The sequence below is a fragment of the Sulfurimonas sp. SWIR-19 genome (assembly GCF_020410885.1).
GTDB classification, from domain to species: Bacteria; Campylobacterota; Campylobacteria; order Campylobacterales; family Sulfurimonadaceae; genus Sulfurimonas; species Sulfurimonas sediminis.
In genome coordinates this window covers 275,305-296,380 of sequence record NZ_CP084578.1, presented here as the reverse complement: position 1 = coordinate 296,380, position 21,076 = coordinate 275,305, and the positions used below count along the sequence as shown (strand labels likewise).

Sequence of the window (21,076 nt, the reverse complement as noted above, 5' to 3'; positions counted from 1 at the left end):
TTTTATGATAAACAGATGGGGAGAGCGGGAAAATGAGATTTTTATTTCTGATAGGTTTTTGTACAGCACTTTTTTCCCAGGAGCTCCACTCTTTGCTTGATGCCTACAAAAAAGAGTCTGATCTCTCAAAAGTAACAAAAAGGGACACCTCGGGATTTCTTGAGATATATACAAGAGAAGATCTTGAAAGAATGCAGGTACACAACCTTCTGGATGTTTTAAAAACTGTACCGGGCCTTTATCTCAAGAGAGGGGCAAACAACCTGACACTTTTCACAACATCCTCTGCCCAGAGTGCCCCTGTCACTTTTTCAAGAATTTATATCAATGACCATGATATGACATCCAGCTCTTTTGGAAGCGGATTTTTGATCTGGGGCGAAATGCCTATAGAGTATATTGACCACATAGAAATTTACAAAGCAACCTCTTCCATGGAATTCGGAAACGAAAATGCTTCAATCATTGTCAAACTCTACACAAAAGATGCGGCACGCGACAATGGTTCAAAAGTAAGGATGATAGGCGATTCCCGGGGAGGCTATGATGCCAACATCTATACAACCGACATCACAAAAAACGGTATAAGCTATTTTGCTTATGCCAACAGCGATAATATACGCAGAAAGACTTATCATAACACCTACAACAACAAAACATATGATTTTAAAAGTGATAAAAAAGGGTACAATCTTTACGGTTCTCTCAGCTATAAAGACTATAAACTGGAATTTGGAAAATATTCTAAAGAAAATGACAGTTTTATAGGGATAGGAACACACAAAACACCTGAGGGAGGAGGACTTGATGCGCAACAGTTATACATACATCTGACAAAAAAATTTCCCGAGAGACTAAAACTGCAAATCTCCTACGACAACCTTGAATACAACAGACAATACAATGATGAAAACGGCATACGCATTGCCAATGCCCCTCTCATCAACAGCTACAATATAAAATTTATTGATGACATCTTTTCTGTCATTTTGGAAAAAAAGTTTCAAAACGATGCGAACAGTCTTTTTATAGGATCTTTTTACAAATATAAGGCTTTTACGGCTCAGGGAGACTATTATGACACCGCTTTGACATACAGACACAGAAACCAACTCTCAAACAGCCTGAATCTGGTTTCTCTCTACGCAGAAGACATCTATGCGATCAACGATACCACGCATATTTTGGCTTCTGTGAAAGGGGATTTTTTTCGTTATCAAAAAGATGTAAAATCGCAGAATGAATACCTTGCCAAAATCGGTTTTGTCAAAGCCGCAGGAAGAACCCGATTTAAATTTTCATACAGTAAAACATATATTCCTCTTGCTTTTTATCAACTCTACAATCCCCAAAATATTCCATACAGGGCAAATCCCCAACTTAATGCACCAAAAATGGATCTCTTTACAACAGGAGTCTATTATCAGACCAAAAAGCATAAATTCTCTCTGGAATTTGTTCATGCCACGCTCAAGGATACACTTGTTTATGATCCGAGCACGGCAAATGGCTGGGTAAACAGCAAGGAGGACATATACAAAGAGCTTCTGGAAATTGGTTACAGATATAAGTTTGATCTTGACAATAAAATTGTATGCAATATTGACTTTGGGCGAAACAGTAAAGATATAAACTTTTCACCTGCTTTTGAAACAACAATACGCGCATACAACAGATACAGAAAATTTGATTTTTACAATGAACTGATTTATCGAACTTCTTATACACTTTATAATATATATACAAAAGTCAGTCTTGACTTTACCTCTGCTGTAAAATACAACTACTCAAACGATTTTTCCATAGGCATCCGGGGTGAAAACATACTAAACCGCGGTTTTACTCTGCCATACAGAGGGGTCTCTTACGCGATTCCTGTGACTGACCAGAAGTTTTTTCTGAATGTGGAGTACACATTTTAATATGAAAAAATACTTTTTACTTTTCCTGTTTTTATCAGAACTTTTATCAGCTTCGCAGACTGAATATGAATTGAAGATATATCAGGCAATTTTTCAGGCGCTTTTTCCGAACAAAAATGTTATACATGTATGGAGTGACTCACAGACAACAAACAGAGTTTTTACAAAGACAAGAAATATACAATTGGTCACAGCACCTGCGCAGGCAGATATATTACTGTTAGGCACGGGTGAAAATGCCACTAACCTGAACGGTTTGAAATTTGCCACAAACTATAAAACATTCAAAAAATACAAAAGAAGTCTTATCGGTGGTTTTTATTGGCAAAAAGGGCGTCCGAACATTATTTTTATTAAACGAAATTTGGAAAAATATCATATAACGCTTCCAAAATCAATGTCCGAATATATAGAGAACTATTGATGAAGAATTTAGCAAAAATATATTTTTTTATTTTTATTTTAATCGCTGTCGGCATCGGATACCTCTACTTTTCACTGCAGCATACGACACAAAAACTATCTGCAAACGTCAACAGACTCTTTATTCAGCAGGCAAACGAATTTGCAAAAAACATATCCCGTGAAATAACACAGCAGCTGCCGCAAGATGAAAATTTTTTTGATGCACTTTTTGAGGGAGAGTATCTCAGAGAAGAGTTGGAACGGGAAATAAGCCTGATTGCGACTGACACATACAAATATGTTTTTGTACTTTACAGAGATGAAGCAGGAACCTATAGATATCTTCTCGACGGCAGCAAACAAGACAAAGGTGAATTTGGAGAAAAACTGCATGTAAACAAAAAGATATGGGATCAGGTCTGGAAAAATGCCCGCAGTCATGTTTTTTATCACAAACAGTTAGAGACTCTTTGGGTTACCTATCTTTATCCTGTTGTTATAAACAAAAAGACAAAAGCAATAATTGCCATAGATTTTTCAAACAATATAGAAAAACAGATACATGAAGCACTGTTGCCACTCAAAACAATTCTCTTTTCAATTTTTGCCGCTATTTTTTTCATGTTTATTGTCATACTGCTGCAACTCTATTTTACATACAAAACAAAAAGAGAAAATCTTACAGATCCGCTTACCGGAGCATACAACAGAAACTATTTACGGGAATTTTTAAACAATGTACAGATAGAAAACTACAAAATACTGATGGTGGACATAGATCACTTTAAGCAGGTCAATGATACCTACGGACACCAGACAGGGGACAAAATACTGCAGGAAGTTGCAAAAATTATAAAAAATACTATCCGTGATGAAGACAGGCTCATCCGTTTTGGCGGTGAAGAATTTATCATATTTATCAAAAAAAGCAGCGATCTGGCTTCTGAATGCAAGGTTGCACAGAGAATCAGAGAAAATATCGCTGAAACAAATTTTCATTATAACAGCCAGGATCTTCGCATCACCGCCTCCATAGGCGTTACATGCAGACCGCAAACATTTAAAACGGTAAGTGATGCCATTAAACACGCAGACGAAATGCTCTATGTCGCCAAAAGAGACGGGCGCAACCAGGTTGTACTGGATGTCACAGACACGCAAAAAGAAACAGGAAAACAGAAACTCATTCCGGTGTATGAGGTACAAGAAGCGATAGAAGAGGGAAGAGTTGTTTGTTACTATCAGCCCATATTTCATATAAAAAGCAGAAAAATTCACAAATACGAAGCACTTGTGAGAATTCAAAATAGAGACGGCAGTATTACTCCCCCGATGGAGTTTTTACCGGTTGTCATGCATACAAATATATACAATTTACTGACAAAGACTATCTTGGGCATTATTTTTGAAAAAATCAAAGAAAACAGAGTGCCCATAAGCATCAATCTAAACTTTTCGGATATTACTGATAAAAATATATTCTCACTGATTCTCAATGAATTGGAACAGAACAAAGAATATGCCCACTGGCTAATTATAGAGTTACTGGAGTATGAACCACTTGATAATTCAAGTGAAATATTTGTAAAAAATCTGCGTGTCATAAAAGAGTGCGGTGTAAAAATAGCTATAGATGATTTTGGAAGCGGATTTGCAAACTATACACTGTTTCAGTCGCTGCCGATAGACATTGTCAAAATAGATGCCTCTATCATTAAAAATATAGATACATCAAACATCTCTAAATCAATCACAGAGTCTATTCTCACGCTGACAAATGCACTCAACATAGAAACTGTGGCTGAATATGTCCATTCGCAAAGTGTTTTAAACACCCTTGAGGATATGAATATCGACTATGCGCAGGGGTATTATCTTGGCAAACCCGAAGCGACAATCAGCACTTTATAAATTTTCAGTTCAAATTAAAATTTTATCTCCCCCGATATAAAAAATATGTGATGATTGTGATATAATTATTTTATGAAGAATATATTAGATTTTTTTATCCTGGAAAAAGAGAGTGATTTTTGTAACAGACGTGCTATTGTCATAAAATTTGCCTTGATTGCCACTATTGTTCTCTTTTCACTTTTTGCCTGTATCAACCTTCTGATTCAGCAGTACTGGGTAGCGATTATAGACTCCATCTCTGCCGCAGTCAGTATAGTGTCTTATATTTATATGCAGAAAACGGGAAATATTCTTCTTTCCGTCCGTATAGTGACTTTCAATGTTGTTGTCTTTTTTCTTGTTTTTGCATATATTTCACAGGCCTCTCATTTCTCTTTAATCTGGACTATTTTTGTTCCCATTTTTGCCATTATCAGTAACGGTAAAAAAGTCGGGTTGTATTTTTCACTCCTGTTCTACACCATTCTTTTTGCTCTTTCCTACCATTATATCAATGTATGGAATGCAGGTGAGTGGCACTTTGTAGACTGGGTACGACTGGTGCTTGCTTCTACAATTCTCACGCTCTGTATGTATATCTATGAGGCCCTTTTAGATGCGGCTCAACGGGATTTACAGCTTGCAAGAGCCAAAGAGCGCGCAAGAAGTGAAGAGCTGCATCAGCAGTCTATAACGGATCAGCTTACAGGCTTATACAACAGAAGATATTATGACAATATGGAAGCAAAACTCTCTTCTTTGGCGACGAGACAGAATCTGTGTATCACTTTTTTTATTTTGGATATTGACTATTTTAAACTCTACAATGATTTTTATGGGCATATAAAAGGGGATGAAACCCTCATACAGGTAGCAAATGTACTCCAGGAACACATACAAAGAGGTGATGATTTTGTTTTCAGACTCGGAGGAGAAGAGTTTGCAGGCATAATTCTTTCAAATGACAAAGAAAAAACACATGAATGGATATCCCAACTCACAAAAATCATTGAAAACCTGAAGATAGAGCATAAAGCATCTAAAATATCAGACTTTTTGACAGTCAGTATAGGAATAGCGACCTTTGATCATCTTGAGAATGAAAAAAATATCAGTCTGCTTTATAAATATGCGGACAAGGCTCTGTACGGTGCCAAATATAAGGGCCGAAACAGAAGCCAAATCAGCCGGGAATCATAAATACTATTTTATTTTTTCCACTATGGCATCAACAGTAAATCCAAACTTCTCAAACAGTTCTTTTGCCGGTGCGGATGCTCCGAAAGTATCCATGCCTATGACAACATCGGCCAAACGATACCACTCCAGTCCGCGCGCTGCTTCGATGGCTACTTTTTTTGTATCTTGAAGAATAATTTCATTGATATAGTCCTGATCCTGTTCTATAAACAAGTCATAGCACGGAACAGAAACAACATTGGCAAAAAGACCTTTTTCATTCAGTGCCTCTTTTGTTTTGAGTGCCAGTTCCACTTCACTTCCTGAAGCAATAAGCGTAATTGTTGCATTCTCATCACTTGCCAAAAGATATCCGCCACGACTGATTTCCCCTTTTACAGGAGCGGGAACAACTGCAAGCCCCTGACGGGAACATACAAAGGCTGAGGGTGATTTTTTCATTGTCAATGCTGTTTTCCATGCTGCAACATTTTCAGCACCGTCTGCCGGACGCCATACATAAAAGTTCGGCAGGGCACGAAACTGTGAAAGGTGTTCAATCGGCTCATGCGTAGGCCCGTCTTCTCCAACACCGATACTGTCATGCGTCCATACAAAAAACTGCTGAATGCCTGTCAGTGCCGCAATCCTTGCAGCAGGCTTGAGGTAGTCTGAAAATACAAAGAATGTCGAAATAAACGGCATCAAAGGACCATACAGCGCCATTGCATTGGCAATAGCCGCCATAGCATGCTCGCGAATACCGAAATAGATGTTTTTGCCTTTTGGAAATACACCCATATCATTCAGATATGTTTTGTTTGAAGGACTTAAATCCGCTGAACCACCGATAAAGCCAGGAATCGCTTTGGCTATGGCATTGAGAATTTTTCCGTTTGTATTTCTTGTTGCATCCGCTTTTTCAAAAGTCGGCCACTGAATCCTTGAATAATCTGCATTAAGCAGTGCTTCAAGTGCTTCGTTTTGCTCCATCAGCGGTGCAGTTTTAAGCGAATGAATCCACTCTCTCTCTGCCAGGTCTCCCGCTTCAATGGCACATCGAAAACGCACCATTACATCCTCAGGCACAAAGAATTTTTTCTCCGGATCAAACCCTGCCCCTCTTTTGGCATCGGCAATCACATCCTCACCAAGCGGTGCACCATGGGCATGATGAGAACCTTCTAACGGTCCGGCACCTTTTGCTATAATAGTATTTGCAATAATAAGTACCGGTCTGTCTGCTTTTTTTGCCTGAGTAATTGTTGTGTCTATCTCATCATAATCATGCCCGTTACACTCAAGCACTTCCCAGCACTGTGATTCAAAACGTGCACGGATGTCTTCTGAGATACTCAAATCCGTATTGCCCTCAATAGTAATACGGTTCGAATCATAAATGAGAATAAGATTGTCCAGTTTGTTGTGTCCTGCAAGAGAGCATGCCTCATAAGAGATGCCCTCTTCCAGGTCACCGTCTCCACATAAACAGTAGACAGTGTGATCAATCAGTTTCGCTGTATCCGAATTGACCTGTGCACCGACATACTTTGAAGCCATAGAAAAACCTACCGCATTGGCGATTCCCTGTCCCAAAGGACCTGTAGTAATCTCAACCCCTTGTGTATGTCCATATTCAGGATGTCCCGGTGTTTTAGAATCAAGCTGACGGAACTGTTTCAAATCTTCAAGCTCCAAACCGTATCCCCAAAGATAATAAAGAGAATAAATTAGTCCTGTTGCATGCCCGCCTGAAAAGACAAGTCTGTCACGATTGAGCCATGACGGGTTTTTAGGATTGTGTTTTAAATGCTCACTTAAAACCACTGCAATATCTGCAAGCCCCATAGGTGCACCCGGATGGCCCGAGTTAGCACGCTGTACCATATCTGCTGCTAAAAATCTGATCGTGTTTGCCATTTTTTGACGCATTTTATTCTCATTCATTTTTATTCCTTGTATTAAGTAGACTTCAAAGTTTTCTAAGAAGTCGATTTGTGTCTGTTGATATACTTCGTTAACAGAGGTGACAACTCGCCTGACAAGCTCTCATCAAAATTACACATTTCACTGTTTAGCTCATCTGCTAAAAGATTTGCCTCCTGCATTGCCGTTTGCAGTCCAAGTATCGTTACAAAACTGTTTTTCTCTTCATCATTGTTTGTCAGTTTCCCTGCTTCGTCTGAACTCTGTGTGACATCCAGAATATCATCCTGAATTTGAAACAGCAATCCGAGTTTAATCCCAAAATCATACAGCTTTTCTGCCATATCTTCACGCCCTACAATAAGAGCGCCCATTTTCAAAGAGGCGGCAATGAGTTTTGCTGTTTTGTTGGTGTGCAAAATCTTAATCTCTTCTATCTTCAAAGGTTTGTTTTCAAAATAACAGTCTATAGCCTGTCCCAGCACCATACCACCCAGTCCGCCGTTGCTTGCAAGCTCACGAATCAGTTTTACCCGTATTTCATCAGAAAAAGGAGCATTGGACAAAAATTCGAAGGCATAGGTATTGAGAGCATCCCCTGCCAAAATTGCCGTCACTTCATCAAAGCTTACATGTAAGGTCGGATGACCGCGCCGCAGAGGAGAATCATCCATAGCCGGCAAATCATCATGAATAAGCGAATAGGTATGCAAAAATTCTACAGCCAGAGCCGCATGGTTTGCAGATTCAAGCATGAGAGGGTTGTACGCTTTGACCACACCGAGCAGCAATGCAGGACGAAATCTTTTGCCGCCTGCTTTAAGCATATCTTGCAAGGCACGCTCATATGTAGGATGAATACTTTGTGCTGTCGGTAAGTTGTCCAATAAAAATTGTTCGAAGTTTTGCATGTGAAATTGTATTGTTTTTCTACTTAATCTTTACAAAAAACTGAAAGTTATTGCGTTCAAATAACAAAGAAGAGTAGTCTTTAAAATTTTCTATATATTTTCGCAGTTCATTCTGGTTTGACACAGGAACTCCGTTGACCTGTATGAGTCTGTCTCCGATTTTCAGTCCGTAATTTTGAAAATCTTTCTCTGTCATGCTTACATGTAAAGCTTCATCAAAATAAATCCCTTTTTGTTCCAAAAATGTATCACTGACAAATCCGCCGCCGTATCTTTTTCGGCTCTGCAACGCAAAGGTCAAAAACGCTGCACCCCGTTTTATTTTCATAGTATGTTTTGAGCCCACAGGCGCAAAAAGAATTTTTCGCATCAATGATGCGGCATTATCGACTCTTTTTGTATCGTACTCTATTATGCAGTCACCCACTTTAAAAGGGTTGTCTGGCATAAAGGGATCACTCGCATCTACAAAAACCTGTTTGTTTTGCTCATGCACGCGTATGCCAATATCGGCATATCGGGCTTTTTTTGTTGTCAAAAAATAGTGCAGATACTCTTTTTCTATGACACCCTTGTCGCTTAGTATCGCTTCCAAAGAACAGCAACTGCTGCTGATAATTGCCGGGGCAGGAAATTTTTGGCTGTATTTTCCAAAAAAATTCAGTCCGATCTGATGTTGCAGCATCTTGCCCTCTTTTGCCGTTTTGTTATTGAGTACAGCAGTTCCAAGCTGTAAACGCATATTGAGATCATAAGGATATACAAAATGTTCCTTGTCCTCAACAAGATAAAGAGAAAGAAAAGGATCATATTTTAAAATTTTTGATTTTGGCTTCTTGTGCGAAAAAACAATACGCTGATTATTTTGGACAGGGATAGAAAGAAAACTTTGCTGCATGATTTTTGCATCTTTTGCTTTTTGTATACAAAAATCATAACCGCCTTTACAGGCATAAACATTTAAAAAAAAGAGATGAAGTATGATAAATAGGCGAAGCACCTATTTGAGTCCGCCAAACATGCTCAGAGCACTGTTTTGTTGATTTTGTTGTACCATTTTGTTTGCATCGTTGATGGCACCTATGAGTAAAATCTGCAGAGAATCTTTGTCACTTAGGAGCTCATCGTCAATATTGAGGTCAATGACTTCGCCGTTGCCGTTGAGTGTAAGTTCAATCAATCCGCCGCCGCTTTTGACACTAAAAGTTTTCGATGCCAACTCTTCTTGAAGTTTTGCAGCATTCTCTTGCATTCCTTCAAGGAGTTTACCCATATCACCCAAATTACCAAACACTATGACATCTCACATTCATTCTTAGATCTCATCGTGAACAGCGTCTATGTTGTTGTCATCATCCAAAATAACAACTTTAGGTTTGTATCTTTCAAGTTCTTTTTCATCGTATGTGCCATAAGCTACAATGATAACTTTATCACCTTTGTGTACTTTTCTCGCTGCAGCACCATTTAAACAGATATCGCGTTTTCCTCTTTCACCCAGAATGATGTAAGTCGAAAATCGCTCACCGTTATTGATGTTGAGTATTTCTACTTTTTGTCCGACTCTCATCTTGGCAGCTTCTAAAAGTTCTTCGTCTATGGTGATCGAACCAACATAGTTCAAGTTAGCATCTGTTACGGTAGCACGGTGTATCTTACTGTACAACATTTCCATCAACATGACTGTTTCCTACATTCCCATCTGTTTTTTTGCATCAGCAGGAGATATAGGATCATCCCACATTTCAGAATCAATTACATACTCTTGCACAACTTTCCCGCCAATTATATGTTCTTCTATAATGCGGTCAATTTTTTCTTTGTTTAAGCCTACATACATAGTATGTCCCGGCTCTACTAACATTACAGGACCTGCTGAACAACGGTTAAGGCATGAAGTACGCACAATCGGTGCAGTCATCATAATTCCTTCTTTCATCAGCTTTTGCGCTGTGTACTGGAACAGGTCCTGTGTCTCTGGTGTAACACATGATGGTTTTGGCATACCCGGAGGAGCAGACTGCTCACACTTGAAGATATAAAATGCCGGTTGTGGAATTCCCATTGAAATAATCCTTAATTTTTTCGCAATTATATCGAAAATATGCATCTGTTTTCTAATAAAGTGAAATAAGTTTAGATTTTTAAGCTGTTTTCTACTATTTTCGCTCTAAATTTAAAAGTTCTTTTACAACTTCTCTGTCATCAAAAGGAAATTTTTCATCATAAATAATTTGGTCTGTTTCATCGCCTTTTCCGAGAATAACGACAACATCATCTTCTTCTTGCATATCAAGTGCCATCTGTATTGCTTTTTTTCTGTTAAGCTCAACCATAATATTTGATTTTTCCTGTATACCTTCTAAAATATCCTCTACAATTGTCTGCGGATCTTCATGACGCGGGTTGTCACTCGTAACAATGACCTTTTTGGCAAGACTTGCAGCTACCCTGCCCATAAGCGGTCGTTTTTTTCTGTCTCTGTCACCGCCTGCTCCAAAAACAACAATCAGCTCTTTCTCTTTTAAAGCATTAAGCACCTGTGCCATACCGTCAGGAGTGTGTGCAAAATCCACTATGACATTCGGAGCAGCACAGACCTGTTCCATTCTTCCGCTTACACCTGCAAAATTATCCACTACATCTGCAATCTCTTCAAGATTTTTGTCTGTTATGAGATGTGTTGCCGATATGGCAGCCATGAGATTATACAGATTAAAAAAACCGTGCAGTGAAGCGGTAAAAGGGACAATTTCTTGAAAATGCTGGATAATACCACTTGAACCATCATTGAGAGAATACGCCATAAGTCTGTATGTTGCAGGGTTTTCAATGCCATATGTATAGGCATTTTTAAAATTAAATGAGGCTTTGGATTCATCTTTGTTTATAAGTTTTTTGCTCTCATCCTGAAAAAAACTGTTTTTGACGTATATATACTCTTCAAGAGTTTTATGATAATCCAGATGATCCTGCGTGATATTTGTCAAAATTTTCAGCGCAAAATTGAGGCCTTCAATGCGTTTTTGTGCTATAGCATGGGAGCTTACTTCCATTACAAAATACTCACATCCCGCACTCACTGCCTGATAAATATGCCTATAGGTATTGAGTACAGATGGAGTGGTAAGCGTTTTTCCCTCATATGTTTCATCATTCATAAAGAGTCCTCGGGTTCCCTGCATTGCAGTTTTATATCCCAGATCAAGCAAAAATGAATATATTGCGCTTGCTGTTGTCGTTTTCCCGTTTGTACCGGTAATACCGATTATTTTAATCTGGTCAATACCAAAGAACTCTGCAATATCTTCGATTTTGACAATAGAGTGGGCATTATTCTTCTTTGCGTCTTCTACATAGTCACTGTTTTGGTGCGTCAGGACAAAAGCCGTCTCGGCATCACACTCTTTTGAATTTTCAGTGATATATTTATAGGCTTGATTTGGCAGTTCAATTTTCAATATTTTTGCCCTGTGCCAGTTTTTTTAACAGTTTTCGCAAGAGTTTGTCACCAGGGTATACACTCAGAGCATTTTCAAGGTAGGTTAATGCCATTTGTGCAAAATCATGTTCTATCAGTTTGTCTAAAAAATCTAAAAAATCTTCTTTGTTTGTTATAATTACCCGGGTAGAGAACATGATATTTTCAAAAGTTTCTACAAAATCTCCGCCTTCATCCAGAATTTTTTGAAAATCACTGTAGAGAATCCCCTCTTCAAACTCCAATCTGTTACGCAAAGGTTCGGCAAACACTTCACTAAGTTTTTCCAAGGTACCATCCATGCTTTCAAGTATTTCACTCATAATGGCATCAGCTTCTTCTTTGTCTTCTACTCTTAATATTTCATAATAATCAAACAGGGCTTCGGCACCTTCTTCTCCGCTCATAGCCATTTCCGAAAGTATAACCCCGTTAAAAGCCTCTTTTGAATCCGGATCATTTTGCAAAACCTGTGCAAATTTATCTAAGGCATTCTTATATTCCGCCCGTGAAAAATTCTCTTTTGCCTGTGATAATATTTTATATTTACTTATTGTTCCCATATGCTTCTTTTATAAATTATCTATATCGTTTTCCATGCCCATTGGGACATTGACAACAGTTATTTCAGGATGAATATCCATGCGTAACTGTCTCTCGACACCGTACTTTAATGTACTTCCACTGCTCGCACACCCTATGCATGCACCTTTTAACTGCACATAGACACTTCCGTTTTTTACGGTAATAAAATCTATGTCTCCGCCGTCAAGCGCCAAAGAGGGGCGCACCTTGTCTATAACACGCCGAACCGGTTCCAACAATTCTTCATCTGTAAATGGAATCATACTTATCCTTTTTATATTATAACTCTTCTATTATCATAAAATATGACAAAATCGCTTAACAAGTCATAAAATTATTATTTAACTCGTCTTTTAAAGCCATAACCTCTTGTACATAAGAAGGCTTTCGCATTCCGACGAGTATATAATCAATTACATCCTGTTTATATAAAAATTCCAAAGCACACACCTGGGCTTTTTTATGACACTCCTGAAATTCTTCTTTGAGTTCACTTCTCACACGTTTTGAACACTCATAAGCGACCATGGTTCTGTACTCTTGCAAAAAAAGATCTACAAATCTGAGTAACTCATCCAAAGAGTCCGGTTCTAAATTCTTTAATGCTTCTCTTATGTGAGGAATAATCTGTGAATGTAAAAAAGTATCATACTCACCAATCCATCCGAATTTGTGTTTGTTTTCATCCATTTGTTCAATCAAATTATACAACGGTTTGAGTAAATCATTGTCACAGGTCTGAAGCAACTCATTCAGATAGGTATAATACTCCCTGCTTTCCTCATAATCGGCAAGTCTGTGCATCAGTTTGTTTTTTTGTGCATTTAACGGACGGTTGGCAAGAACTCTCAATCCGTTTTTTTTCGCCCATGCCGCACATTTGAGACCTTCTCTTTCAACTTTGTTTATTGGCAGTTGCACTGTGGTAAAACTGTGTTGTTTGTTTCCTGCTTCATCTGCGGCATTTTGGGCAAGTGTCAGTAAACTTTCATAGGGCAGAAACTCCAAATCTTCCTCTGCCTTTGCAAAGCTGTTGGAACTGATACCATAGGAATTGATACGTCCCTCTTTGACCTCTTCCTCCAGGCCGACAAATGCTTCATAGATTCTTTGATACATTTCATCCAAAACTTCATCTTTTTTTTTGCCTTTATTGAGAGCATCAAGCAAAAAATACTCAGGATTGTGAATTAAATAACAATCAATTCTGCTCATTTGCACTCTTTTGAGTGAAGCATCAAGCTGTTTTTTTAGAAACGATTTTGCAATGGAGTGGTAACAGTGTTCGCTGAACTCTACAACATCCTCAAAAGGTTTTTCTTTGTGTGCAAGCAAATTTGAACCCTGGATATATCCGTATTTGCTTACGATTTTAATTTTATCTCTGATTGCATCAGGAACACTGCGCAGCACTTTGCCTATTGCTCTTTCAGCACCGCCGTCTGTATAGTTTGTAGATGTGTCAATCAACTCTACCCCGGCGTAAACAGCCTCTTTCAATGCTTCGATATGCAAAGGATTTTCATCTGTGACTCTGTAAGTTCCGAATGCGAAAGTACTCATAATGCGTCCTGTATTGTAAAGTATTTTAGAATTCGTAAATTCTCTTATGGGGAAAGTTTAAAAAGAAGTTGCAATAACAGACACAGGGTCTGGTATTGCAAATATAGTAACTATACTAATTCGATAAATGCCATTGGTGTAGCATCACCACGACGAATACGAGTTCTCACTATTCTAGTATATCCACCTGTACGATCAACATACTTCGGTGCGAGTTCATTTACTAAAGTTTTCGTTGCTTCTTTGTTTTGAAGCGCAGCAAATACTGCTCTGTGTGCATTTGAGTCATTTTTACCAGCAATTGTGATAAGTTTCTCAATATAAGAGCGTAGCTCTTTTGCTTTTACAGCAGTTGTTTCAATTTTACCATGTTCTATTAACGAAATACTAAGGTTCGCTAAAAGTGCTTTACGGTGTGCACTTGTACGACCCAGCTTACGATATCCATGACGGTGTCTCATATCTCATTCCTCTATTGTGCCTGTACGGCTTCTATTTTCTTTTTTAGTGCAGTAACTACATCATCAGCTAAATCAGCACCAACTTCAAAACCAAACTCTTGAACTTTTTCTACGATTTCATCGTAAGATTTTTTTCCAAGATTTTTTACATTTTTCAAATCGTTTGTACTCATTAGTACAATCTCACCAATAAGTTTAATGTTTGAGCGATCAAGACAATTAAAGCTACGCGCACTTAATCCTAAACTGTCAATGTTTGTTGTTAGTTTTTTCAAATCAGGTGACTCTTCAACTCTTTCTATGGTAGCAGGAGCTTTAATACTGATTTCTGAATTAAATACAGCCAACTGTGCATACATTACCTCCAAAGAGTTTCTAAATGCATCGATTGGTGAAATTTGTCCGTCAGTTCTGATATTCATAATAACTCTTTCAAAGTTAGGGTTATCTTCTACCAGTACATTGTCAATTTTATACGTAGCACTTCTTACCGGAGTAAAATATGCATCCAATGCGATATATTCATCATCATCAACTTCCGCAGCAGTATCTTCACTTGCAACATAGCCGATACCCTGTGCAATTTTAAGCGTGAAATTCAATGTAGAATCTTCATTTAAAGTTGCAAGCGGAGCATCCGGTGTTACCACCTCTACTTCATCATTGCTAAGATCGCCGCCTTTTATGGTACACGGTCCCGCAAAGCTGTAGTTAATCTCGGCTTCTGTTGCATCATTGTTCAGTTTAAAGCGTATCTCTTTCAAATTTAAAATAAAATCTGAAATATCTTCAAGCATACCGCGAACTGAGTCAAACTCATGTTTGGCACCTTCGATTTTAATTGCGATTGGCGCATAACCAACCGAACTGCTTAATAAAAAACGGCGAAGTGGATGAGCCAACGATATAGCGTACCCTACTTCAAAAGGGTATGCCATAATGTTTGCTTCATTTTCACTTATTTGTTCTACCTCAAACTCTTGTGGAGCAAGTGGAGTAGTTTTAATTTTTTTCATATCTTTTACGCCTTTTATATTAAATTATTATTTCGAGTAAAGTTCAACGATTAAACGTTCTTCAACTGGAATAACAACTTCTTCACGCTCTGGAAGACGAGTAAAGATACCATACACTTTTTCAGCATCAATGTCTACCCAAGGAGCAAGACCAGTTTGGTTTGTAAGCTCAATAGCACGAACAATCTGATTGTTCTTTTTGCTTGCTTCTTTTACTTCAATCTTCTGTCCCGGTTTCACGCGGTAAGAAGGAATATCAAGTTTTTTGCCATCTACCAAAATATGACCGTGTGTTACGAGTTGACGTGCAAATCTACGAGTAGATGCAAATCCCATTCTGTACACAACATTGTCTAATCTCTGCTCGATTAATGTAATAAGGTTTGTACCTGTATTTCCATCACGACGCTTAGCTTCAACGAATAAAGCACGGAATTGCTTTTCAGAAATACCATACATAAATTTCGCTTTTTGCTTTTCATTAAGCTGTAAACCATACTCAGAAACTTTTTTACGACGTTGACCATGTTGACCTGGACCGTAAGGACGCTTCTCTAAAGCAGATTTTCCTGCCAAACGACGCTCACCTTTTAGGTTAAGGCTTACTCCGAATCTTCTCTCGATTTTTTCTACTGGACCTCTATATCTTGCCATCAGTAATCTCCTTAAACTCTACGACGCTTAGGCGCGCGACAACCGTTGTGTGGTAATGGTGTAACATCTTTCATAAATGTAACACGGATTCCTTCGATGGCACCGACAGCTTTTACTGCAGTTTCACGACCAGAACCGGGACCTTGAACTTTAATACCAAGCTCTTTTATACCATGTACCTGTGCTTTTGCAACTGCATCTTCAACAGCAGCCTGTGCAGCAAACGGAGTTGATTTTTTAGAACCTTTAAATCCTAAAGAACCAGCAGAACTCCAAGCAATCATATTACCCATTTCATCAGTAATAGTCACAAGAGTATTATTAAATGATGCCGCAATATGAATGATACCACGTGATATATTCTTTTTTATTACTTTTTTTCTAACAGCTTTTCTTTTTGCCATACTATAATTCCTTACGCTGCGCCGACAGTTTTACGTTTACCCTTACGAGTACGCGCATTTGTCTTAGTTTTTTGACCACGGCATGGAAGACCACGACGGTGACGAAGCCCTCTGTATGAACCTAAATCCATAAGTGCTTTAATATCCATAGCAACTTTTTTACGCAAATCACCCTCAACCATATGGTTTTCACGGATCTCTTTTGTTATAGCTGCTACATCTTCTTCGTTTAATTCGAAAACTCTTTTATTGTAGTCAATTCCTGTCGCGTCTAATATTTGACGGGCAGTATGAAGACCAATTCCATAGACGTATGTTAAGGCATACTCTATTCTTTTTTTCTTAGGTAAATCAACACCAGCAATACGAGCCATGATTATCCTTGTCTCTGTTTATGTTTAGGGTTCTTGCAGATTACTCTTACAATACCTCTTCTTTTGATAACTTTACAGTCATCACACATCTTCTTTACTGAAGCACGTACTTTCATTGAAAGTCTCCTGTGGTAACATCTTTACTGCCTTTAGGCAAGCGCATAACACTTGTAATAACTTTGCTTGCCAATACTTTTATCTACATGTATTCATATAGATAGAAATACTCTTTGCTTTGTTAAAACAGTAAAGTGGATGGGAATTATATCGAAATAAATGTAAAAGTATTATTAAGTGCATTGGGGGCACTGACTAAATAACCTTATTTACCAATATTTTTATTAACAAAGAACCAGGCAAGTCTATTATCAAGCCACTCATAACTTCTGGCATGGGCTTTTGTTCTTCTAACAAGATAAGAGATTTTATCTCTTATCTGAGAATTAAGGTTTTCAATCACATTGGTTATTTTGGATTTCTCCATACTTGCTTTAGATCCATAAATCTTATCATAGGAGAAACAACCGTCACAGTATATTTTATCTGTAGACGGGAGTTGTTGATTAAACTCAAAAAGCGCTCCTGCATTTTTATATCTTGAGAGATGATAAAAATAGAAATATTTTCCATGTTGTGTAACAGCTATAGATGCCCATAAATAGTATCTTTTTGACTTTTTACCTATGAATGTATACAGTTCATCCATTATCATGTATGTAAAGACTACAGGTGCCGATTTGATTCTGTTTGCAAAGTCGATATAAAGATCTTTATATTCGTTGAGTTTTTTTTAAATGGTATTGTACTGTACGCAAGTGCACTCCTAGTACTCTTGCTATCTTCCTTTGTTCCATCTTCTCTTCAAAGAGTTTATATATAAGTTCTATCTGCTCTTGTGTTAATCGTTTATATGGTCTGTATTTTCTTTCACTCTCTTTTACTGCCATGATAAAATCCTTCTTTATGAATTTTATCTTTTTAAGCAATTTCTGTTCTAGTTAGTCAGTGCCGCATTGGGGGCACTGACTAAATAATGTCATTCCCCCAGGCTATGCATCTTTGTAGCTAAAATCAATGTATAGTAATTATCGCCTCATCACTGCCTGATGACACACCACCATCTTTAGTGTATTTAATCAATAAAGTATCTCCATTGGATACATTTATACTGCCATTGTTTTCGCCAGATTCGCTAATCATTCTTGTACCATTATTATCAATTGTCAAATAGTCATATCCGGCTTCACTGCTTACACTGTAATCAATAACCGTATCTTTTAGAATCTGAACTTCCAATTGACTTGTTGATGAATTCGTATGATTATTTGATGTAAAGGTTGTACCGTTTTGCTTCCAATCTGCATTTGAAACAATATTAAAATCAGCTCTTGCAACTGTTTCTGTAAATGACGCAATTCGAGTATAACCATGAGTACTAAAAGTCACAGTCACAGGATATGTCTGATCTCTATCGCTCAATGCTGCACGTGGTTGTGCCGGATCAAATGTAATCTCTACATCTTTATTGGTGTAGTCTCTTTTTTCACTATCACTTAAAGCATTAAACTCTTGTTGAGCATTTTGCACAATCGCATCATAGTCCAAATGAGAATATGTCACCTCAACATTGGAACCTACTGCCGGCGCATGTGTTGCGTCAAATACTATAGCCTGTTCAACTGAATCATATTCCCAGTCATTTACCAGTTGCCCGTCTACAGTAACATTGATAGATGAGGCAATTGCCGGATACTGAAGTTTTATTGGTGAACTTTTGGCAACTGCATAGCGGACAGCCAACTGCATCATTCTGTCATAACCACTTTGATAATTATACAGGTTTGCAATATCTCCGCCTGTTGCCAAACTCATGTCATAAGATAAATTCCCTTTAGTCTGTAAATTTTCAGGAAGAATAACATTATATTTTATGTCATTGAGCACAAAATAAGAGTTGGAAAGACTTTCTCCGTTTTGTAGACCAATTTCATTATATGTAGCATGTTCAGGCTCGTCTGAAAGATAGATGACAGACATACTTGAATCAGTTCTTGTAACAATATCACCATTACTTAAGTAGTTGTATGCTATTTTCATACCTCTTTCATCTCCACCATTTGTGCCTAACATTGACATTTCATCGGTAAGCTGTGTAATGTTATTTTCAACTGGTGATTGTGTATAGCTAGAATAGTCACGCCCATTTTCAGTTCCAACAACAGTGGCTTTCCAATCCAACCCATATTTTTCTGTTGCCGTAGCAAAAGTTCTTTGAACAGCATCAATCGCACTTGACTGAGAACTGCCCATACTGCCTGAATCATCAATAATAAGTAGGAAATCTCCTTTTTTGATTACTGTTGGCATTGTGAACTGTTGTTTTTCATTAACTATTTTTTCATTACTTGTTACAATGGAATCCTTATTGATAACCTTATAGATTTCACTGTCAGCTGATAAGTTTTTATCTACTATAGTTGCTAAAACATAGGCATTATTTGCACTGCTGTACTCTATATAAAAATCTACAATAGCATCACTGACAACCGGAAATTGGCTTAAATCCAAATTATCAACAGAATAATTAATCCCGGAAAGTAAGTTATTCAAAATATCATACAAACTCTGCGTCTGATTTCCTGTAATTTCATACCTTGCAATTAATGAACCGTCACTGTTGTGATTGACATTTATTGCATTTAAATTAGAACTATTACTCAATAGTTGATTTAATAAATCTTCTGAAGATGCCACATTTGCACCAATTAAAGATGGGTCTACCGCCATTGCCGTTCCAATAAAACTGTTTTCATCACCAATTTTATAAAATACTTTACCTTCTTGCCCGGATGCAGCATCCAAAACATCGTAAGCATTTTGATAATCTTGTGTCAGCAGAGCCTGTGTTCCGTTGTTAAGATCAACTGAAACATTATTTGTAGGCACAAACTCACTATAAGTAATATAATCGGTAGCATTGCCTTTTGTTATTGTCACCGTTACATTATAGCGCTGGTCTATTGCAGTTGGATTTCTTTTAGGTTCGCTATACGTGATAGTATAAGAATCTCCTGTCGGCCATTTTTGGTTATAGTTTAAAGGACTTCTGTAATCACCACTTGCTATTAAAGCACTTTTAATATTTTGCACCTCTTCTTCATCACGTAAATCTTGACTAAACGGAATGGTTTCAGTATAAGTAACAGTTGTATGTGCACTGCCTTTAGATATATTTACATCTACCGGATAAGATTGATTTTCGGTTGCAGGCGCTTCTTGTGGTTGACTAAAGGTTAAAGAAAAACTGTTTCCCGTAACATTATATGTTGGATGGTATTGAAATGCTCTTTTATTAACTGCTTGTTCAAACAACTCTTTTGCCCTCTGCACATCACGTGCATCTAGTGTCTGATTATCAGGACGATATACAAATGGTTCACTTGTTCTGTTTAACTCATCTACCAAAGCGATAGAGGCGTGCAGGTTTGGATTATTCCAATCATAATTGCCAAGATTAATATTTCCCTCATTTGTAGCATTAATATCTATACCTGTGTAATTACCATCAACTTGAATTTTTGTTCCTGACATTCCCAATAAACCCAGACTATCCGTATAAATATCTGTTATATTTAAAATAGGAGTCGCCGGTGGCACTGTGGATACAGTACTGTTTAAATCATTTCGCAATGTTTCTTCATAGTGTGCAATTGCATCATTTTGTCTAATCAGGCTTTTACCAATTGCCTGTAATGTTGCATTTAAATCAGCTTCGCTTACATCTCCTGTCATATCCAGTGTAATGCCGTTTAACGCCTGTTCTGTTGCTTTATCAATATAAATTCTATTATAAGGATTGGCATCATTATCCAATGATTGGAACAACTGCACCAAACGGGCTATTTTAGAATTATTTGTATCTGTAATATTAAAATCCAAAAGATTGGCAGGATATAATGTATCCCCGCTTTGCGTACTGTTAATATCAATAGAACCAAGCGTAATTCCACCTAAATTAAATTCTACAGTAGCACATTGTGAAGGGTCATAAGTAAAAGCACCATCCGAAGATGTGTATCCCTCATCAGAACCACAAGTAAAATGTACCCCTTCAATCTCTGAATCACTTAAGTAATTTGTATTTGTATTTACTTCAGAACTACCGCTTCCACCACCACAGCCTGTAAGCAAAAGAGCTATTACTGTTCCCGCCAACATTGTTTTTTTCATAAATATCCTTTTTTAGGTTAAATTATATTATTTTTAACCTTAAAATATATTAAATGATTATTTAATATATTT

The 21,076-nt window shown here is 37.6% G+C and carries 23 protein-coding genes; 4 read left to right on the top strand and 19 right to left on the bottom strand.

Going from position 1 to position 21,076, the window contains the following annotated elements:
* Positions 1–32 precede the first annotated feature (32 nt).
* The 4 genes from LCX93_RS01570 to LCX93_RS01555 all read left to right on the top strand — a co-directional run bounded on the left by LCX93_RS01570 (position 33) and on the right by LCX93_RS01555 (position 5,420).
* Positions 33–1,922, top strand: a complete 1,890-nt coding sequence (locus tag LCX93_RS01570) for a TonB-dependent receptor plug domain-containing protein (RefSeq protein ID WP_226067561.1) — start codon at positions 33–35, stop codon at positions 1,920–1,922.
* 1 nt (position 1,923) lies between these two features.
* A complete protein-coding gene (locus LCX93_RS01565) occupies positions 1,924–2,346 on the top strand; it encodes a hypothetical protein (RefSeq protein WP_226067538.1) in 423 nt (140 codons plus the stop codon).
* Complete coding sequence (locus tag LCX93_RS01560; protein ID WP_226067536.1) at positions 2,346–4,238, top strand: putative bifunctional diguanylate cyclase/phosphodiesterase; 1,893 nt, start codon at positions 2,346–2,348, stop codon at positions 4,236–4,238. Before LCX93_RS01565 ends, LCX93_RS01560 begins: the two co-directional genes overlap by 1 nt.
* 72 nt (positions 4,239–4,310) lie before the next feature.
* Positions 4,311–5,420, top strand: coding sequence for a GGDEF domain-containing protein (locus LCX93_RS01555; RefSeq protein WP_226067534.1), 1,110 nt, complete (start codon positions 4,311–4,313; stop codon positions 5,418–5,420).
* Between the two features lie 3 nt (positions 5,421–5,423).
* Here the strand turns inward: LCX93_RS01555 and tkt are convergent, their stop codons facing one another.
* The 19 genes from tkt to LCX93_RS01460 all read right to left on the bottom strand — a co-directional run bounded on the left by tkt (position 5,424) and on the right by LCX93_RS01460 (position 21,004).
* Positions 5,424–7,346 (bottom strand): transketolase, encoded by a 1,923-nt coding sequence (gene tkt, locus LCX93_RS01550; protein ID WP_226067531.1) that lies wholly within the window; start codon positions 7,344–7,346, stop codon positions 5,424–5,426.
* 35 nt (positions 7,347–7,381) lie between these two features.
* Positions 7,382–8,236 (bottom strand): polyprenyl synthetase family protein, encoded by an 855-nt coding sequence (locus tag LCX93_RS01545; RefSeq protein WP_226067529.1) that lies wholly within the window; start codon positions 8,234–8,236, stop codon positions 7,382–7,384.
* A gap of 19 nt (positions 8,237–8,255) precedes the next feature.
* Positions 8,256–9,236, bottom strand: coding sequence for a DUF7488 domain-containing protein (locus tag LCX93_RS01540; RefSeq protein ID WP_226067527.1), 981 nt, complete (start codon positions 9,234–9,236; stop codon positions 8,256–8,258).
* Complete coding sequence (locus LCX93_RS01535; RefSeq protein ID WP_255613236.1) at positions 9,237–9,530, bottom strand: YbaB/EbfC family nucleoid-associated protein; 294 nt, start codon at positions 9,528–9,530, stop codon at positions 9,237–9,239.
* 21 nt (positions 9,531–9,551) lie between these two features.
* Complete coding sequence (gene panD / locus LCX93_RS01530) at positions 9,552–9,917, bottom strand: aspartate 1-decarboxylase (protein ID WP_226067525.1); 366 nt, start codon at positions 9,915–9,917, stop codon at positions 9,552–9,554.
* A gap of 9 nt (positions 9,918–9,926) precedes the next feature.
* The gene (locus LCX93_RS01525) at positions 9,927–10,301 is read right to left on the bottom strand and encodes a (2Fe-2S) ferredoxin domain-containing protein (RefSeq protein ID WP_193151077.1); all 375 of its coding nucleotides are present in this window, start codon (positions 10,299–10,301) and stop codon (positions 9,927–9,929) included.
* 94 nt (positions 10,302–10,395) lie between these two features.
* A complete protein-coding gene (locus tag LCX93_RS01520) occupies positions 10,396–11,697 on the bottom strand; it encodes a UDP-N-acetylmuramoyl-L-alanyl-D-glutamate--2,6-diaminopimelate ligase (RefSeq protein ID WP_226067523.1) in 1,302 nt (433 codons plus the stop codon).
* Positions 11,687–12,280, bottom strand: a complete 594-nt coding sequence (locus LCX93_RS01515; RefSeq protein ID WP_226067521.1) for a hypothetical protein — start codon at positions 12,278–12,280, stop codon at positions 11,687–11,689. The genes LCX93_RS01520 and LCX93_RS01515 overlap by 11 nt, the downstream gene beginning before the upstream one ends.
* A 9-nt stretch (positions 12,281–12,289) precedes the next feature.
* Positions 12,290–12,565, bottom strand: coding sequence for a NifU family protein (locus tag LCX93_RS01510; RefSeq protein WP_151901217.1), 276 nt, complete (start codon positions 12,563–12,565; stop codon positions 12,290–12,292).
* Positions 12,566–12,620: 55 nt separating this feature from the next.
* Positions 12,621–13,865 (bottom strand): aldo/keto reductase, encoded by a 1,245-nt coding sequence (locus LCX93_RS01505; RefSeq protein WP_226067519.1) that lies wholly within the window; start codon positions 13,863–13,865, stop codon positions 12,621–12,623.
* Between the two features lie 110 nt (positions 13,866–13,975).
* On the bottom strand, positions 13,976–14,326 hold the full coding sequence (rplQ, locus tag LCX93_RS01500; RefSeq protein WP_226067517.1) for a 50S ribosomal protein L17: 351 nt from the start codon (positions 14,324–14,326) through the stop codon (positions 13,976–13,978).
* Positions 14,327–14,337: 11 nt separating this feature from the next.
* The gene (locus LCX93_RS01495) at positions 14,338–15,342 is read right to left on the bottom strand and encodes a DNA-directed RNA polymerase subunit alpha (protein ID WP_226067514.1); all 1,005 of its coding nucleotides are present in this window, start codon (positions 15,340–15,342) and stop codon (positions 14,338–14,340) included.
* 27 nt (positions 15,343–15,369) lie between these two features.
* A complete protein-coding gene (gene rpsD, locus LCX93_RS01490) occupies positions 15,370–15,996 on the bottom strand; it encodes a 30S ribosomal protein S4 (protein WP_151901221.1) in 627 nt (208 codons plus the stop codon).
* A gap of 11 nt (positions 15,997–16,007) precedes the next feature.
* A complete protein-coding gene (gene rpsK / locus LCX93_RS01485; protein ID WP_151901222.1) occupies positions 16,008–16,400 on the bottom strand; it encodes a 30S ribosomal protein S11 in 393 nt (130 codons plus the stop codon).
* 11 nt (positions 16,401–16,411) lie between these two features.
* Positions 16,412–16,774 carry a 30S ribosomal protein S13 gene (gene rpsM / locus LCX93_RS01480; protein ID WP_151901223.1) on the bottom strand — a complete coding sequence of 121 codons (363 nt, stop codon included), beginning with the start codon at positions 16,772–16,774 and terminating at the stop codon, positions 16,412–16,414.
* A gap of 2 nt (positions 16,775–16,776) precedes the next feature.
* The gene (gene rpmJ, locus LCX93_RS01475; RefSeq protein ID WP_041675103.1) at positions 16,777–16,890 is read right to left on the bottom strand and encodes a 50S ribosomal protein L36; all 114 of its coding nucleotides are present in this window, start codon (positions 16,888–16,890) and stop codon (positions 16,777–16,779) included.
* 206 nt (positions 16,891–17,096) lie between these two features.
* A complete protein-coding gene (locus tag LCX93_RS01470; RefSeq protein WP_226067512.1) occupies positions 17,097–17,480 on the bottom strand; it encodes an IS1 family transposase in 384 nt (127 codons plus the stop codon).
* Between the two features lie 64 nt (positions 17,481–17,544).
* On the bottom strand, positions 17,545–17,721 hold the full coding sequence (locus tag LCX93_RS01465; RefSeq protein WP_226065952.1) for a helix-turn-helix domain-containing protein: 177 nt from the start codon (positions 17,719–17,721) through the stop codon (positions 17,545–17,547).
* Positions 17,722–17,845: 124 nt separating this feature from the next.
* Positions 17,846–21,004, bottom strand: coding sequence for a hypothetical protein (locus LCX93_RS01460; protein WP_226067510.1), 3,159 nt, complete (start codon positions 21,002–21,004; stop codon positions 17,846–17,848).
* Positions 21,005–21,076 lie beyond the last annotated feature (72 nt).

Excerpts from the sequence above, each read along its gene's own strand:
- LCX93_RS01465 (WP_226065952.1), bottom strand. The coding sequence starts at position 17,721 with ATGGCAGTAAAAGAGAGTGAAAGAAAATACAGACCATATAAACGATTA.
- LCX93_RS01510 (WP_151901217.1), bottom strand. The coding sequence starts at position 12,565 with ATGATTCCATTTACAGATGAAGAATTGTTGGAACCGGTTCGGCGTGTT.
- LCX93_RS01505 (WP_226067519.1), bottom strand. The coding sequence starts at position 13,865 with ATGAGTACTTTCGCATTCGGAACTTACAGAGTCACAGATGAAAATCCT.
- rpsK (WP_151901222.1), bottom strand. The coding sequence starts at position 16,400 with ATGGCAAAAAGAAAAGCTGTTAGAAAAAAAGTAATAAAAAAGAATATA.
- LCX93_RS01495 (WP_226067514.1), bottom strand. The coding sequence starts at position 15,342 with ATGAAAAAAATTAAAACTACTCCACTTGCTCCACAAGAGTTTGAGGTA.
- LCX93_RS01560 (WP_226067536.1), top strand. The coding sequence starts at position 2,346 with ATGAAGAATTTAGCAAAAATATATTTTTTTATTTTTATTTTAATCGCT.
- rpsD (WP_151901221.1), bottom strand. The coding sequence starts at position 15,996 with ATGGCAAGATATAGAGGTCCAGTAGAAAAAATCGAGAGAAGATTCGGA.
- rplQ (WP_226067517.1), bottom strand. The coding sequence starts at position 14,326 with ATGAGACACCGTCATGGATATCGTAAGCTGGGTCGTACAAGTGCACAC.
- LCX93_RS01525 (WP_193151077.1), bottom strand. The coding sequence starts at position 10,301 with ATGGGAATTCCACAACCGGCATTTTATATCTTCAAGTGTGAGCAGTCT.
- LCX93_RS01545 (WP_226067529.1), bottom strand. The coding sequence starts at position 8,236 with ATGCAAAACTTCGAACAATTTTTATTGGACAACTTACCGACAGCACAA.
- LCX93_RS01470 (WP_226067512.1), bottom strand. The coding sequence starts at position 17,480 with ATGGATGAACTGTATACATTCATAGGTAAAAAGTCAAAAAGATACTAT.
- rpmJ (WP_041675103.1), bottom strand. The coding sequence starts at position 16,890 with ATGAAAGTACGTGCTTCAGTAAAGAAGATGTGTGATGACTGTAAAGTT.
- rpsM (WP_151901223.1), bottom strand. The coding sequence starts at position 16,774 with ATGGCTCGTATTGCTGGTGTTGATTTACCTAAGAAAAAAAGAATAGAG.
- LCX93_RS01515 (WP_226067521.1), bottom strand. The coding sequence starts at position 12,280 with ATGGGAACAATAAGTAAATATAAAATATTATCACAGGCAAAAGAGAAT.
- panD (WP_226067525.1), bottom strand. The coding sequence starts at position 9,917 with ATGTTGATGGAAATGTTGTACAGTAAGATACACCGTGCTACCGTAACA.
- tkt (WP_226067531.1), bottom strand. The coding sequence starts at position 7,346 with ATGAATGAGAATAAAATGCGTCAAAAAATGGCAAACACGATCAGATTT.
- LCX93_RS01565 (WP_226067538.1), top strand. The coding sequence starts at position 1,924 with ATGAAAAAATACTTTTTACTTTTCCTGTTTTTATCAGAACTTTTATCA.
- LCX93_RS01555 (WP_226067534.1), top strand. The coding sequence starts at position 4,311 with ATGAAGAATATATTAGATTTTTTTATCCTGGAAAAAGAGAGTGATTTT.
- LCX93_RS01460 (WP_226067510.1), bottom strand. The coding sequence starts at position 21,004 with ATGAAAAAAACAATGTTGGCGGGAACAGTAATAGCTCTTTTGCTTACA.
- LCX93_RS01570 (WP_226067561.1), top strand. The coding sequence starts at position 33 with ATGAGATTTTTATTTCTGATAGGTTTTTGTACAGCACTTTTTTCCCAG.